Annotated in this window: 18 protein-coding genes; 9 read left to right on the top strand and 9 right to left on the bottom strand. The window is 65.2% G+C overall.

What is annotated here, in order from left to right:
- Positions 1-13: 13 nt before the first annotated feature.
- Positions 14-370 (top strand): rhodanese-like domain-containing protein, encoded by a 357-nt coding sequence (locus tag NCN05_RS07910; RefSeq protein WP_250397664.1) that lies wholly within the window; start codon positions 14-16, stop codon positions 368-370.
- Positions 370-1,344, top strand: coding sequence for an HrcA family transcriptional regulator (locus tag NCN05_RS07905; RefSeq protein WP_250397663.1), 975 nt, complete (start codon positions 370-372; stop codon positions 1,342-1,344). Before NCN05_RS07910 ends, NCN05_RS07905 begins: the two co-directional genes overlap by 1 nt.
- Before the next feature lie 10 nt (positions 1,345-1,354).
- On the opposite strand, the gene trpB is transcribed toward NCN05_RS07905, so the two are convergent.
- Positions 1,355-2,611 carry a tryptophan synthase subunit beta gene (gene trpB / locus NCN05_RS07900; RefSeq protein ID WP_250397662.1) on the bottom strand — a complete coding sequence of 419 codons (1,257 nt, stop codon included), beginning with the start codon at positions 2,609-2,611 and terminating at the stop codon, positions 1,355-1,357.
- A gap of 99 nt (positions 2,612-2,710) precedes the next feature.
- On the opposite strand from trpB, the gene NCN05_RS07895 reads away from it, so the two are divergent.
- Positions 2,711-3,037 carry a translation initiation factor gene (locus NCN05_RS07895; RefSeq protein WP_250397661.1) on the top strand — a complete coding sequence of 109 codons (327 nt, stop codon included), beginning with the start codon at positions 2,711-2,713 and terminating at the stop codon, positions 3,035-3,037.
- Positions 3,038-3,068: 31 nt separating this feature from the next.
- Entirely contained in the window at positions 3,069-3,713 is a 645-nt protein-coding gene (cysC, locus tag NCN05_RS07890) for an adenylyl-sulfate kinase (protein WP_250397660.1), read from the top strand.
- Here the strand turns inward: cysC and NCN05_RS07885 are convergent.
- Genes NCN05_RS07885 through purE form a run of 3 tightly spaced genes read right to left on the bottom strand, consistent with a single transcriptional unit; the run spans position 3,673 to position 5,960 of the window.
- The gene (locus tag NCN05_RS07885; RefSeq protein ID WP_250397659.1) at positions 3,673-4,758 is read right to left on the bottom strand and encodes an AI-2E family transporter; all 1,086 of its coding nucleotides are present in this window, start codon (positions 4,756-4,758) and stop codon (positions 3,673-3,675) included. The two genes, cysC and NCN05_RS07885, sit on opposite strands and share 41 nt — an antisense overlap.
- A 21-nt stretch (positions 4,759-4,779) precedes the next feature.
- Positions 4,780-5,409, bottom strand: a complete 630-nt coding sequence (locus NCN05_RS07880; RefSeq protein WP_250397658.1) for a DUF8692 domain-containing protein — start codon at positions 5,407-5,409, stop codon at positions 4,780-4,782.
- The gene (gene purE / locus NCN05_RS07875) at positions 5,406-5,960 is read right to left on the bottom strand and encodes a 5-(carboxyamino)imidazole ribonucleotide mutase (RefSeq protein ID WP_114987595.1); all 555 of its coding nucleotides are present in this window, start codon (positions 5,958-5,960) and stop codon (positions 5,406-5,408) included. The genes NCN05_RS07880 and purE overlap by 4 nt, the downstream gene beginning before the upstream one ends.
- Positions 5,961-5,971: 11 nt before the next feature.
- Here purE and NCN05_RS07870 point away from each other — a divergent pair, with 11 nt between their 5' ends.
- Both NCN05_RS07870 and bchM read left to right on the top strand, forming a co-directional pair.
- Positions 5,972-7,159, top strand: coding sequence for an amidohydrolase family protein (locus NCN05_RS07870; RefSeq protein ID WP_250397657.1), 1,188 nt, complete (start codon positions 5,972-5,974; stop codon positions 7,157-7,159).
- 27 nt (positions 7,160-7,186) lie between these two features.
- A complete protein-coding gene (bchM, locus tag NCN05_RS07865; protein WP_186541451.1) occupies positions 7,187-7,900 on the top strand; it encodes a magnesium protoporphyrin IX methyltransferase in 714 nt (237 codons plus the stop codon).
- Here the strand turns inward: bchM and NCN05_RS07860 are convergent.
- From NCN05_RS07860 to NCN05_RS07850, 3 genes are read right to left on the bottom strand one after another with little or no spacing between them, the layout of a single operon-like run.
- Positions 7,864-8,823, bottom strand: a complete 960-nt coding sequence (locus NCN05_RS07860) for a pseudouridine synthase family protein (protein WP_250397656.1) — start codon at positions 8,821-8,823, stop codon at positions 7,864-7,866. The genes bchM and NCN05_RS07860 overlap by 37 nt on opposite strands.
- Positions 8,820-9,557, bottom strand: a complete 738-nt coding sequence (locus NCN05_RS07855) for a response regulator transcription factor (RefSeq protein WP_250397655.1) — start codon at positions 9,555-9,557, stop codon at positions 8,820-8,822. The genes NCN05_RS07860 and NCN05_RS07855 overlap by 4 nt, the downstream gene beginning before the upstream one ends.
- A 39-nt stretch (positions 9,558-9,596) precedes the next feature.
- Entirely contained in the window at positions 9,597-10,109 is a 513-nt protein-coding gene (locus NCN05_RS07850; protein ID WP_170950883.1) for a hypothetical protein, read from the bottom strand.
- A 26-nt stretch (positions 10,110-10,135) separates the two neighbouring features.
- On the opposite strand from NCN05_RS07850, the gene NCN05_RS07845 reads away from it, so the two are divergent.
- Positions 10,136-11,308 carry a cysteine desulfurase family protein gene (locus NCN05_RS07845; protein ID WP_250397654.1) on the top strand — a complete coding sequence of 391 codons (1,173 nt, stop codon included), beginning with the start codon at positions 10,136-10,138 and terminating at the stop codon, positions 11,306-11,308.
- On the opposite strand, the gene rsmH is transcribed toward NCN05_RS07845, so the two are convergent.
- Positions 11,305-12,189 carry a 16S rRNA (cytosine(1402)-N(4))-methyltransferase RsmH gene (gene rsmH, locus NCN05_RS07840; RefSeq protein WP_250397653.1) on the bottom strand — a complete coding sequence of 295 codons (885 nt, stop codon included), beginning with the start codon at positions 12,187-12,189 and terminating at the stop codon, positions 11,305-11,307. The genes NCN05_RS07845 and rsmH overlap by 4 nt on opposite strands.
- Positions 12,190-12,243: 54 nt before the next feature.
- Here rsmH and NCN05_RS07835 point away from each other — a divergent pair, with 54 nt between their 5' ends.
- Positions 12,244-13,428, top strand: coding sequence for an NAD(P)H-quinone oxidoreductase subunit H (locus NCN05_RS07835; RefSeq protein ID WP_115009907.1), 1,185 nt, complete (start codon positions 12,244-12,246; stop codon positions 13,426-13,428).
- A gap of 57 nt (positions 13,429-13,485) precedes the next feature.
- Positions 13,486-13,815: a DUF2752 domain-containing protein gene (locus tag NCN05_RS07830; protein WP_250397652.1), complete on the top strand. Its 330-nt coding sequence runs from the start codon at positions 13,486-13,488 to the stop codon at positions 13,813-13,815.
- A gap of 4 nt (positions 13,816-13,819) precedes the next feature.
- Here the strand turns inward: NCN05_RS07830 and NCN05_RS07825 are convergent, their stop codons facing one another.
- The gene (locus NCN05_RS07825; RefSeq protein WP_250397651.1) at positions 13,820-14,407 is read right to left on the bottom strand and encodes a hypothetical protein; all 588 of its coding nucleotides are present in this window, start codon (positions 14,405-14,407) and stop codon (positions 13,820-13,822) included.
- Between the last annotated feature and the right edge of the window lie 140 nt (positions 14,408-14,547).

Genomic DNA, 14,547 nt, shown 5'->3' with positions numbered 1-14,547 from the left:
GCAGAATGGCGCCATGGGCCAATCCCAACAACCACAACCAATCCAAGCCTCTGACCTGCAGCAATGGCTGCAAAGCGAGCGACCTTCACCGCAACTGGTGGATGTGCGCGAGGAGGCTGAGCTCGCGATCGCTGCCTTTCCAGGTGCGGTGCTGCACCGCCCCCTGAGCCAATCCAATGCATGGCTTGGAACACTGCAGGCCGACCTCAACCCCGATCAACCCGTCGTGGTGGTCTGCCATGCCGGCGTGCGCAGCTACCACTTCGGCCTGTGGCTGCTGGACCAACCCTGGGGCCTTGAGGTGTGGAACCTTGAGGGAGGCATTGATGCCTGGAGCCTTCAGGTGGATCCCAGCGTTCCCCGCTACTGATGAGCAAGCCCCTGTCCCTGCGGCAAGAACAGGTGCTTCAGGCGACGGTGCACCACTACGTCGACACGATGGAGCCGGTGGGCAGCCGCACCCTGGTGCAACGCTTCGGCATTCCCGCCAGCTCCGCCACCGTTCGCTCCGCCATGGGGGCGCTTGAGCGCCGAGGACTGCTGCATCAACCGCACACCTCCGCCGGACGCGTTCCCAGTCCGATGGGATACCGGCACTACGTGGACGCGTTGCTGCCGGAACCCGGCATCGCTGTTCAACACCTGGAACGGGAGCTCACCGGCCTCAGTCTTCGTTGGGCCGGTTTGGACGACCTGCTGATGCATCTGGCTCGTCGGCTGACGGATTTCACCGGTCTGATGAGCCTGATCACCCAACCGCAGCAGGAGAACCAGCAACTGGAGACGATCCGTCTGGTGCCCAGCGGTGATCGGCTGCTGGTGATGCTGGTGGAAGCCAATGGCCGCGCCAGCCACCTCAACCTGCGTCTGCCCCACGGAGCTGATGCTGAACTCACCGCGATGGAACGCTGGGCGTCGGCCCAGCTCGAGCAGGGCGATCTGAACTGGGACGCACTGCCCAGGCAGCTGCAACGCAGCGGTGCTGTGCTGCGCAACGCCCTTGAGCAGCCCACCCCCTCCAACTCCACACAGGTGGTGGTGCATGGCCTTTCCAGGCTGGTGAGCGAACCGGAATTTGAAAGCACCTCCAGTCTTCGGCCGCTGCTGGAACTGATCGATGACCAACCCGCCACCTTGATCAGCCGCGGTGAATCCGCACGGGTGTGGATCGGCGAGGAACATCCGCAGCCAGCCCTGGAGGCCTGTGCCGTTGTTCAGGCGCCCTACCGCTGCAACGAGGGGCTCGGCCATGTGGCTCTGGTGGGGCCGATGCGGATGGCCTATGCCACGGCACGGGCTGCCGTGCAGCGGGTGGCCCGCCACCTGGAATTGCTGCTGGCCTGAGGTCAGCTCCCTAGAGCTGATCCCCCAGCTTCTCCGCCACGGTGTTGACGTCCTTGTCGCCGCGGCCAGAGCAGTTGATCACCACTTCGGTGCCATCGGCCAGGGTGGGGCAAAGCTGCTCAAGCCAGGCGAAGGCATGGGCGGTTTCCAGGGCTGGAATGATGCCCTCAAGCTCACTCACCAGGCGCAGGGCATCGAGGGCCTGTTGGTCGGTGACTGCGGCGTACTCGGCACGTCCGATCTCCCGGAGATAGCTGTGCTCCGGCCCCACTCCGGGGTAATCGAGACCTGCACTGATGGAGTGAGCCTCCATCACCTGACCGTCGCCGTCCTGCAGCAGCAGGCTCATGGCGCCGTGCAGCACACCGGCACGACCCTCGGTGATCGTCGCGGCGTGGCGACCGCTGGCCACACCATCACCGGCGGCCTCAACACCGATCAGGCGCACGGACGTGTCCTGCACAAAAGGATGGAACAGGCCCATGGCATTGGAGCCACCGCCAACGCAGGCCATCAGCACGTCGGGCAGCCGGCCGAAGGCGTCCTGACACTGCTGCTTGGACTCCTCACCGATCACGGCATGGAAATCCCGCACCAACATCGGATAGGGGTGCGGACCAGCGACGGATCCAAGGATGTAGTGGGTGGTCTCAACGTTGGTCACCCAGTCGCGGATCGCTTCACTGGTGGCGTCCTTGAGGGTGGCGGTGCCGGCCGTCACCGGTTGCACCGTGGCGCCCAGCAGGCGCATGCGGAACACATTGAGGGCCTGACGGCGCATGTCTTCCGCACCCATGTAGATCACGCACTCCAGACCGAAGCGGGCACAGACCGTGGCCGTGGCGACGCCGTGCTGGCCCGCACCGGTCTCGGCAATGATCCGCTTCTTGCCCATGCGCAGGGCCAGCAGGGCCTGCCCCAGGGCGTTGTTGATCTTGTGGGCACCGGTGTGGTTCAGGTCTTCACGCTTGAGCCAGATGCGGGGGCCACCGTCGGCTCTGCGGTAGTGGGCGGTGAGACGCTCGGCCTCATATAACGGTGTCGCCCGCCCGACGTAGTTCTTGAGCAGACGGTTGAGCTCGGCGGTGAAAGCGGGATCGTTCCAGGCCCGGGCAGCAGCTTGCTCCAGTTCCGCCAGTGCCGGCATCAGGGTCTCGGGCACGTACTGGCCACCGAACCGTCCAAAGCGACCATGGGCTCCGGGGCGCACCGCTGGCTGCAGGCTGGAGGGATCCGGAGTGCTGGCGTTGGGCAGGGTGCTGGTCACGGATCCACGGCGGAGCGTCGGCTCAGCGTAAGCAGGCGGTCACGCCATGGGGCGCCGCATCGGCGCTCATCGACAATGCAATCCGGTTGCGACGGGTGGATGCCGAAGGGAGGCTGGCAGGAATTCAGCAGTGCCGAGAGCCTGCAGCGACCGAGCGGCCCTGCGGCGGAGCCCACGGCCAAGGCGCAACAAATGGTGCGGGTGCAGCCCACCCGTGGTGGCAAAGGTGGCAAAACCGTGACGGTGATCCGGGGCCTGGAGCTGGATGCTGCGGGCTTCAAGGTGCTGCTGAAGAAGCTCAAAAAACGCATCGGCAGTGGCGGGACCGCCAAGGACGGCGTGATCGAACTGCAAGGAGATCAGGTGGATCTGGCGCTCGAGCTGCTCAGCAAGGAGGGATACCGGCCGAAACGGGCTGGGGGCTAAGGGAGAATGGCCGCCACTTCATGCAGTGGCCATGACCGCCAGCCCCACCTACGGAGAACTCACCAACAAGGGTGCGTCCACCAACATCGCCTGGCATGAGGCCTCCGTGGGCCGCGACGAGCGCTCGAAGCAGCGTGGGCACCGCAGCGCCATTCTTTGGTTCACCGGGCTCTCCGGCTCTGGCAAGAGCACCCTGGCCAACGCCGTCAATGCAGCCCTGTTCGAGCGGGGGCTCGCCACCTATGTGCTGGATGGCGACAACATCCGCCACGGCCTCTGCAAAGACCTGGGCTTCTCCGATGCCGACCGTGAGGAGAACATCCGCCGCATCGGTGAGGTGGCCAAGCTGTTCCTGGATGCGGGCGTGATCGTGCTGACCGCCTTTGTGTCTCCCTTCCGTGGAGACCGGGACAAGGCCCGGGACCTGGTGGAGGACGGTGACTTCCTCGAGGTGTTCTGCGCCGCTGATCTCGAGGTCTGCGAATCCCGCGACCCCAAAGGTCTCTACGCCAAGGCACGGGCGGGGCAGATCAAGGAATTCACGGGCATCTCCAGCCCCTACGAAGCACCGGAAACGCCCGAACTGAAGATCGACACAGGCAAGCAGGATCTGGCCGACTCCGTGGAGCTGGTGATCAAAGCGCTCCAGGAGCGTGGGGTGATTCCGGCCGCCTGAGGTCGCCGTCGCCAGCCCTGGCAGCATCCGCCAGGGTTTTGATGCAACTAGCCACCGGCACCGCCAACAGCAGGCCCAGAAGATCCCCCACGCCATAGAGGGCTCCCACCCGGGCCCCAATGGGCAAGGCGATCAGCAACCAGGCCGGTTGCAACCCCACGATGCTGCCCATCAGCCGCGGTTGGATCACCTGATCCACGATCTGACCGACCACAATCGCCGCGGCGAGCAACTCAAGGCCTGTGCGGGGGTCCTGAACCGCCAGCACCGCACTCACCGAGACGATCGACACGGCACTGGCATAGGGCACCAGGGTGGTGAAGCCGATCAGCACGGCGAACAAGACGCCGTAGGGAATGTTCAGGGCGGTGAACACCAGGAGCTGACCACCACTGAGGATCAGCGCCAACACCACCTGGCCAGCGAAATAGCCCCGAAAGGTGCGCTCGAGGGTCGTCTGCACCAGATCCCGCCAACGGTCGGGCAGCCAACGGGCCAGACCATCGACGATCGGATCCGCCCCAAACAGCAGGAAGACCGCCAGCACCAGCACGATCACCACATTGATCGTGGTGCCCACCGTGGCCCCCAGCAGGCCCAACAGACGCTGGCTCAACTGCGTCGCCAGACGGCTGAACTGGGCCACCAGATCACTGCTGAGGTCAGCGAAATCAGCCGGCAGGCCATGGTCCAGCGCCCAGAGCTGACCCCGATCGATCCACTGCTCCGCCGCCGTGAGCAGAGACGGCGAGGCACTGAGCAATTGGCTGAGCTGTTCGATCAAGAGCGGCACCAAGGCCACAGCGGCCCAGACCAGAAGCCCCAGGGTCAACAGGACCACGCTGACGATGGCCCAGGCGCGGGGGAGACCCCGTTGCACGAGCCAGCGGCAGGGCAGGTCCAACAAAAAGGCGATCAAAGCCGCGGTGAGGAACAACCCGGGGAATGGCGCGAACTGCACCAGCAAACGCTTCAGCACAAAGGCGTTCAAGCCCAGAACAGGCAGCAGAAGACCAAGCCGCAACCAGGCCGGCCAGGGCGTCATCGAGGCGATGACGCGAATCGATCAGTGCTGCTCAACGGCGGCCAGCTTGGAGGCGGAACTGACGTAATGGCACCAGAAACTGAGCCAGGCGGCAATCCCGAGGAACTTGAACCCCTCCTCAAAGATCTGCACCGTTTCATAGGAATTCGGCCACAGCCCCTGGAGGGCATCGGTCAGAACCGACAGGCCCAACAACACCACGGACACCACAAAGGTGTCGCCACCGAAGCGCCGCAGAGGGCCACGAAAGCGGAACAACAGCAACCCGGTGAAGAAGGCGTAGGTGATGTAGAGGAACGCCTCACCGAGGTAGCGGTCATGCACCAGGAACATGTCGTCGAGGCAGAGCCAGAGCGAGAAACCACCCCCACAGAAGGCGAATTGACGGTTCAGAACGGAGCCCTGGATCTGCCGGGTGGACGCCGCAAACAAGGCAATGGCCGCCGCCGCCATCCAGAGCAGGTAGCCAACGCTGGAAAGGAAGCCTTCCCCTAGAGGCGCCTTGCAGGACTGGGCCAAGTCCTTCAGCACCAGCTTGGCGCTGATGCCCTCAGCACCACTCCAGACCAGGGCAACCGCATAGACGATGGCCGCCGGCACCACCGCCCAAAGCAGCGTGGATCGCAGGGTGGAACGAACGGGAACACTCATGAAGTCATCTGGGAGAGGTAATCCGTGCTGCCCAGATCAACCAGACGCGCATCCTTGGCGACCACAGCATCGTGGAGGCTGCTGCGGTAATCCTCAAGTTTCCGGGCCAAGTCAGCATCGGCCACAGAAAGGATCTGCGCCGCCAGCAAACCGGCATTGAGGCCCCCACCGATGGCGACGGTGGCCACAGGAATCCCCCCCGGCATCTGCACGATCGAGTGGAGGGAATCAACCCCGGACAGGGCCCGGCTTTTCACCGGAACGCCGATCACAGGCAGCGTGGTGAGGGCGGCCACCATGCCGGGGAGATGGGCCGCCCCGCCGGCGCCGGCGACGATCACCCCAAACCCCTGACCCCGGGCCGCTTGAGCGAAGTTCACCATCTCCAAGGGGGTGCGATGGGCCGAGAGCACCCGAACCTCCACCTCCACCCCCAACTCGCGCAGGATGGCGGCGGCGGGTTCCATGGTGGGCAGGTCAGAGTCACTGCCCATCACAACGGCAACACGGGGGAGCACTGGCGGCACAACGCAGAGGGGCAAGACTGCCATCGTCTCCCCCCATGGCTGCAGAAGCCAGTGTTGCGTTGATGCACCGGATCACCAACGTTCGACTGCCGGGTCCCCTGCCGGGGGACGGAGACCAGCGCTACGCCATCGACCTGAACGAGCAGGGGCTGATCTGCCACATCGCGGCGATGGGCACCGAGGCGCGACAAGAGGCTCAACAAACCGATGCGGACTGGAACGGCGACTGGCTCAGCCCCCGGGGTGTGGACCTGCAGATCAACGGCGGGCTGGGGCTGGCCTTCCCGGAGCTGAGCGAGAGCGATCTGCCCCGGCTGGAGCAACTCCTCGAGCTGCTGTGGCGCGATGGGGTCGAAGCCATCGCGCCGACCCTGGTGACCTGCGGCATCGCGCCGCTGCGCCAGGCCCTGGCCGTGCTGCGGCAAGCGCGGGGCCTGCACCGACCAGGCCGTTGCCGGCTGATGGGGGCCCATCTGGAGGGCCCCTTTCTGGCCGAAGCCCGCCGCGGTGCCCATCCCCGTGAACACCTGGCCAGCCCCAGCCTGGAGGCTCTCGAGGAACGAATCGGTGGGTTCGAAACGGAGATTGCCCTGGTGACCCTGGCCCCCGAACTGGAGGGAGCCGCTGCGGTGATCGGGCGACTGCGGAAGCTGGGCATCAGCGTGGCCCTCGGCCACAGCGCTGCCACGGCCGAACAGGCCAGCACCGGTTTCGATCAGGGGGTGGCCATGCTCACCCACGCCTTCAATGCCATGCCGGGCTTGCACCACCGGGCACCGGGCCCTCTTGGGGAAGCCTGCAGGCGCGGAGGGGTGGCCCTGGGGCTGATCGCCGATGGCGTGCACGTGCACCCCACGATGGCGGTGCTGTTGCAACGGCTGGCACCGGAGCAGACGGTGCTGGTGAGCGATGCGCTGGCCCCCTACGGCCTGGCCGACGGGGAGCACCGCTGGGACGAGCGGGTGCTGCTGGTGGAGAACGGCACCTGCCGCCTCGATGACGGCACCCTGGCGGGAGTGACCCTGCCGCAACTGGAGGGGGTGAAACGGCTGGCCCGCTGGAGTGACGCCCCCAGGGCTGCGATCTGGAGCGCCACGGTGGCACCGCGGCGGGTGATCGGCGATGCAACGGGGTGCATGGATGCCCTGATGGGACGGCCACTGACGCAACTGCTGCGCTGGCAGCTGAAGGAGGGTGAGCTGCACTGGGCCTGCGCTGCTTAGGATCCCGCCGACGCAAACCCTTCCGCCATGGCCCCCGATCAGCTGCTGGAGCAGAAACAGGCCGAGAAAAAGGAAGTGAAGGGCTACTTCGAAACCACGGGTTTCGACCGCTGGAACCGCATCTACAGCGACAGCGATGACGTGAACAAGGTGCAGCGCAACATCCGCATCGGTCACCAGAAGACCGTGGATGAGGTGCTGGCCTGGATCAAGGAGAGCGGTGAACTCAGCCAGGCGAGCTTCTGCGACGCGGGCTGCGGTGTTGGCAGCCTGAGCCTGCCGCTGGCGGCGATGGGGGCCGGTTCCATCAGCGCCAGCGACATTTCCGAGGCCATGGCCCAGGAAGCCGAGCGCCGGGCCCGCGAGGCCGGCCTCGACATGGCCAAGCTGAATTTCTTCGCCAGCGACCTGGAAAGCCTGAGCGGCTCCTTCCACACGGTGTGTTGCCTGGATGTGTTCATCCACTACCCCCAGCAACCGGCCGAGGAGATGGTGAAGCACCTCTGCAGCCTCACTGAAGAGCGGCTGATCGTGAGCTTTGCTCCCTATACCCCGCTGCTGGCGCTGTTGAAGGGCATCGGCCAGCTGTTCCCCGGCCCCAGCAAAACCACCCGGGCCTACACCCTCAAGGAAGACGGCATCGTAAAAGCAGCGGAAGCCTGCGGCTTCAAGCTGGTGCGCCGAAGCCTGAACAAGGCCCCCTTCTACTTCTCGCGCCTGATCGAATTCCGCAAGGCCTGATCTCCCTCGCCTGGGGGATCCACCTGGAGGTTGATCTCCCTAAAGTGAGGGAGACCCGAAAGCCGCCAGGCATGCAGCCGATAGCCCCCATCACCGGGCGTTGCGGTGGCTGAAATCTCGCGATTCATCAGATAGAGCGGATCCCCCAGCAGCGGACTGCCCAACTGCGCCAGATGAATGCGGATCTGATGGGGTCGTCCGGTGGTGATCGTCACCTGCAGTCGATCGCCCTCGGCCGTGCGCTCCAACAACTCCAGCTCGGAGTGGGCTGAGAGGCGTTTGCGGATCGGCGCATCGTCGAACGGTTCCGGCCCCCAGATCCAGCCCAAGAGCGGATGCGGCCGTTCCACCACATCACTGCTCAGCGTCAGGCACTGCCCCAACTCCAACCCCGGCACCCACTGGCTCCAGGCCTGATACACCTTGCGGCAACCGCCGTCGGGCCGGAACTGCTTCGACCAGAGGGCACGGTTCTGCGGCGTGCGGGCACACACCTGCAAACCGGAGGTGAAGCGCCCCAGGCGGTGCACCGGCCGGGCCCCGGTGGGTTCAAGCAAGGCCGTGAGCGTGTGGCGCAGGAAGCCACCACCGGGCATCACCGGCAAACCGGAAGGCTTGTTGATCACCAACAGGTCGCCGTCGTCGTGGATCGTCTCCCATTGATCGGGGATCGCCTGCTCCAACCAGGGCGGACGCCGCCAACAGAGGGTCTCACCGCCCTGCAAGGATCGATCAATGGCCAGCAGCGCTCCGTTCCAATCCAGCTCACCGGCGGCGATCCGCTGCTGCCACAACCCAGCATCAGAGTGGCGGTAGCGATCCGCCAGCCATTCGCTCACCAAGGTGCCGGCAGCGGCCCGCGGCACCCGGTCGCAGTAGGTCCAACCGTTGTTGAACGCCGCCTCGCGCCAGCCCGCCTTCAAGTCACCAGACGGTGCTCCAGGGCATAGCGCACCAATTCCGTGCGGCTGGAGGTGCCCGTCTTGTTGAACAACCGGCTCACGTACTTCTCCACGTTGCGGATCGACGTCTCCAGCTGCCGGGCAATCTCCTTGTTCATCAATCCTTCCGCCACCAGCTGCAGCACACTCGCCTCCCGCGGCGTGAAGCTGTGCACCACCGGCTCGGTGGAGGGCAATGCTTCGGCCTGGGCCAGCAGCGAACGGATCTCCGTGATCTGCTTGGCCATCTGGCCCATATCGGTATCCGCAAAGCGCGCTGCCTCCTGCAGCAGCCGTTGCTGGCGCAGGGCCACGTTGCGCACCCGCGCCACCAGCTCATCGGGATCGAACGGCTTGGGGATGTAGTCATCCACCCCGGCCAAATAGCCCTGGGTGCGGTCCGCCGTCATGCCCTTGGCGGTGAGGAAAATCACCGGGGTGCCGCCAAGCCGTTCATCGGCGCGCAACTTCTGCAGCAGGCCATAGCCATCCAGCCGCGGCATCATCACGTCGCTGATCACCACATCGGGCAACATCTGCTGCGCCTTGGCGAAGCCTTCCTCCCCGTCCACCGCGGTGGTCACCTCAAAGCCTTCGTCTTCCAGGTAGGCCTGCACCGCCGTGCGCAGACCCGGCTCATCGTCCACCAGCAAAAGACGCGGGGCGGGCGCCGCGGCCTCTGCGGATTCAGCGGTGGGGGTGGGCGCGTCGCTCATGGCTGGAATCGCTCTGGCCGCAATGTATGGAGAGCACGCTCAACGGGCCAGTGCGGGTAACTGCTCCTGCTGTTCGGGAATCAGGGTGGAAAAGCCCAGATCCAGGGCCTTCTGGCGCAACGTGGCAGGGTCGGTTCCCGCCACCTCCGGCACGCAGGCTGCCCACCACACCAGGTGATCCTCCCGGTTCACGTCCGTGATCGGACCGCCGGGGTTGAGGGTGCGCACGTAAACCGTCGACGGCGTGCGTTTCACCCGCAAGGGCTTCTCTGGGGAGCAGTTGACGCTCTCCACATAGACGTTCAGATCCGACGCCGACTCCTCCCACAGGCTGTAGCTGCGGGTATCGGGATTGGACGAGGCTGGCTTGACCGCATAGATGCCGATCGACAGGGTGCCGACGGGGGCAGGGCGTTCGATCAGCACCTTGAGATCGGCTGGCCGCGATTGCCGCATCTGCTCCAGCACCTGCTCACGGTCGAAGCCACTGGCGGGTTGCAGACACACCAGCCCGCCCAGGCCCAGCAGAGCCATTGGCAATCGCAAACCCATGCCAGTGCCGTTCGCAATGCAGCACCATGATCGCAACATCTGCCTGCATCGTCCTGAGCGGCTCCGCTCTCGCCTTTGATTTCCAGGCCACCACCCCCTGTGCGGCTGAGGTGGTGGAGGCGATGGCGCCCTTCTGGAGTGCGGACTGGGGCAATCCCTCCAGCCGCCAGCATCGGCTCGGCCTCAGCGCCTCTGCCGCGGTGAACGTGGCGCGGCGCCAGCTGGCGGAGGCGTTGGAGGTGAAGCCGGAACGGCTGGTGTTCACCAGCGGTGCCACGGAAGCCAACAACCTGGCGCTGCTGGGCCATGCCCGCGCCCTTGGGAGCGGCCATCTGATCAGCGTGGCCACCGAACACCACGCCGTGCTCGATCCGCTCCAGCAACTGCAACGGGAAGGTTTCAGCGTCAGCCTGCTGACCCCAGGCCCCGATGGACTGATCAGCCCCGAGCAGCTGGAGGCGGCGATCACCCCCGAAACGCAGCTGGTGAGCGTGATGGCGGCCAACAACGAAATCGGCGTGCTCCAGCCGCTCGAGCAACTGGGAGCGGTTTGCCGCCGCCATGGCATCACCCTGCACAGCGACGGGGCCCAGGCCTTCGGGACGCTGCCGCTGAACCCTGATGCCCTGGGGGTTGACCTGCTCAGCCTCAGTGCCCACAAGCTCTACGGGCCCAAGGGCATCGGCGCCCTGGTGCTGCGGGAGGGCATCGCCATCGAACCGCTGCAGTGGGGGGGCGGCCAGGAAGCCGGGCTCCGGGCCGGCACCCTGCCCACCGCCTTGATCGTGGGCTTTGCCGCCGCCGCCCGCATCGCCCTGCAGGAGCAGGATCAACGCAACAGCCGCCTACAGCACCTTCGCGATCAGCTGTGGGATGGCCTGCAGCAGCGCCTCCCCGGTGTGCTGCTCAATGGGGCCCTGCAGCCTCGCCTGCCCCACAACCTCAACATCAGCCTGCCCGGGGTGAACGGCAGCCGCCTGCACCGGGCCCTTCGCCCGCAGCTGGCCTGCAGCAGCGGCTCCGCCTGCAGCAACGGCGCGCCGTCCCACGTGCTCCAGGCGATCGGCCGCTCGCGAGCAGAGGCCGAAGCCTCCTTGCGGCTCAGCCTGGGGCGCGAGACCACAACCGACGACGTGGATCAGGCCATCACAGCGATCACCGACGCCGCAGCTGCCACCGGGTTCCTCAGCGGTCGCTAAACAGGGGTCACACGCTGGGCCACACGCCATTTGGCACTGCGGCTGCGGGGGTTGGCCTCCTCCTCCTGCTCGGTGGCCACCACCGGCTTGCGGGTGATCCGCTGCAAGCGCTCATCACGCAGGAAGGCGGTCTTGACGCGGCGGTCTTCCAAGGAATGGAAGCTGATGATTCCCAGAAGCCCCTCGGGCTCGAGCCAGTCGGGGGCTTGCTGGAGAAGGCGATCGAGCACCCCCAGCTCATCGTTCACCGCAATCCGCAGGGCCTGGAAGGTGCGGGTGGCGGGATGAATCCGTCCCCGCCGCGCCTTGGGGGGATAACAACCGGCCACGGCATAGGCCAAGGCCGCGGTGCCCTCATAGGAGCCCTTGTCCTTGAGGTCCGCTTTGATCCGCCGGGCGATACGACGGGAGAGCCGCTCCTCCCCGTAGCCATAGATCAGATCCGCAAGCTCGTTCTCCTCCAGGCGATCGATCAACTCAGCCGCGGTCTCCCCCTCACCGCCGGCATTCATCCGCATGTCCAAGGGACCATCCAGGCGAAAACTGAAGCCCCGCTCCGCCACATCCAGCTGCGGGCTGCTCACCCCCAGATCCGCCAGCACCATCACGGCGGGCTCGGGCGGCACATAGTCGGCAAAGTTGGTGGCCACGATCGAGACTCGATCACCGAAGGGGGCCAGACGCTCCGCCGCCGCGGCCCGGGCCGTGGCGTCCTGGTCCAGTCCGATCAGGCGCAGGCCGGGATGCTGTTCCAGCAACAGGGCGCTATGGCCTCCGCCCCCAAGGGTGGCGTCGATCAACAGGCCATCCGGACGGGGGATCTGCCGGGCCGCATCCAGCACCGCATCGGCCAGCACGGGCACATGGCTGAAGGGGGGCACAAGCCACAGGCGAAGACTCCTTAAGATCTACTCATCGATCGGACCACCGCTCCCATGACGCAGCTGGAAACGCGCACGGAGCCCATGGTGGTGAACTTCGGGCCCCACCACCCCTCCATGCACGGGGTGTTGCGGCTTGTGGTCACCCTCGATGGTGAGGACGTGGTCGACTGCGAACCGGTGATCGGTTACCTCCATCGCGGCATGGAGAAGATCGCCGAGAACCGCACGAACGTGATGTTCGTGCCCTACGTGAGCCGCATGGACTATGCGGCGGGGATGTTCTACGAGGCGATCGTGGTGAACGCCCCGGAAAAACTGGCGAACATCCCGGTGCCCAAGCGGGCGAGCTACATCCGGGTGCTGATGCTGGAACTCAACCGCATCGCCAACCACCTGCTCTGGCTTGGACCCTTCCTGGCAGACGTCGGGGCCCAGACTCCGTTCTTCTACATCTTCCGCGAGCGGGAGATGATCTACGACCTCTGGGAAGCCGCCACCGGCCAGCGGCTGATCAACAACAACTATTTCCGCATCGGCGGCGTTGCCGCTGACCTGCCCTGGGGATGGCTGGAGAAATGCCGTGATTTCTGTGACTGGTTCGGCCCCAAGATCGACGAATACGAAAAGCTGATCACCAACAACCCCATTTTCCGGCGCCGGATTGAAGGGTTGGGAACGATCGAAAAGGAGGACGCCATCAACTGGAGCCTCTCCGGACCGATGCTGCGCGCTTCCGGCGTGCCCTGGGATCTCCGCAAGGTGGATCACTACGAGTGCTACGACGACTTCGACTGGCAGGTGGCCTGGGAGAAGGAAGGTGACTGCTACGCCCGCTATCGCGTGCGCATTGAAGAAATGCGCCAGTCGCTCAAGATCCTGCGCCAGGCCTGCGACATGATCCCCGGCGGACCCACCGAAAACCTCGAGGCCAAGCGCCTCAATGAAGGCAAAGGCAGCGACGCCGCTGGTTTCGACTTCCAGTACGTGGCCAAGAAGGTGGCACCCACCTTCAAGATCCCCAACGGCGAGCTCTACACCCGGCTGGAATCAGGCAAGGGCGAGATCGGCGTGTTCATCCAGGGCAATAACGACGTCACCCCCTGGCGCTTCAAGATCCGCGCTGCCGACAGTAACAACCTGCAGATCCTTCCTCACATCCTCAAGGGACACAAGGTGGCCGACATCATGGCCATCCTCGGTTCCATCGACGTGATCATGGGATCGGTGGATCGCTGATCTCTGAACCGGTTTCTGCGGCGGTTGCAACGCGCGGGCTATCTGCTGCCCGCAACCGTGACAGGTGCGTTATGGCTGAAGGGCTTGCATCCAGGGATACCCGGCCTCAGCTGCCCGCTTCGCGCCCTCACCGGCGTGCCCTGCCCCACCTGCTTTCTGACCCGAGCAACAAGCGCAGCACTCACTGGTGATCTGGGCGGATCGCTGCAATGGCATCTGTTTGGCCCCATTGCCGCCCTTGGGATGGTGTTCTGGAGTGTGCTGGCGCTCCAGCAACGGCGTCTCATCCCCAGAGGTCTTCCCCTCTGGCCCCTGCCGTTGGTGGCTGGAGGGTTGATCAGCTACTGGCTGCTGCGCCTGAGCACCAACAGCTGGCCCAGCGGCTGAGCGTTCAGCGCAACAGTCCGCGCTGATAGGCGACGTTCTGAAGGAAGAAGCTGGCCATGGGAATCACCACAAAGCCCCCCAGACCGCAGGTCGCCAGGGCCAGCAGCCCCACAACGATGCCCGTCAACACCTCAAGCCCCACGAAGCTCAAGCCGTTTTCCGAGCGATACACCACCTGAAACGACTTGGAGAAGGCTTCACCGATGCCCATGTCGGTGACGAAGATGCGATTCACAAACACCGGCGTCACCAACGCCACGGCAATCCCGGGAAGGATGCAAAGCAGAAAGCCGATGGTGGTGACCAGCGAAAAGAACAGCCCCGCCAGCACATAACGCCACCAACGGCCGGTGAGCAGCTGAGCGGCCGTTGAAATCGTCACCACCTCACCGCGCTCGTAATAAAGGGCAGGAACGGCCACCAACAGCACCGACAACAGGCTGGCGAGGATGGAGAAAGGCAACTGAACCAATTGGGCGAGCACCGCTCCGAGCCCCAATGCCGCATCGCTGCTGCCGATGATCGCCGACACCGCAACGATGATCAGTTCGTACGCCAGAACAGCCAGCAGCGACAGCTCGATTGAGCCCACCCAGCTCACCAGCACCACAGGGATGTGCTGCAGAAAGGCCTGCCAGGCCTTCTGAATGGACGGAGGCTCGAAGGCAATCGGCGCGGCGATGGTTCGGGCGGGATTTCTGTCAGGGTGACAGTCGGCACCGGCTTGAACAA

Origin of the sequence: Synechococcus sp. MU1651, assembly GCF_023630635.1 — a bacterium.
GTDB lineage: Bacteria > Cyanobacteriota > Cyanobacteriia > PCC-6307 > Cyanobiaceae > Parasynechococcus.
The sequence above is the reverse complement of the archived record's forward strand: the minus strand, read 5'-3'. Positions and strand labels throughout refer to the sequence as shown.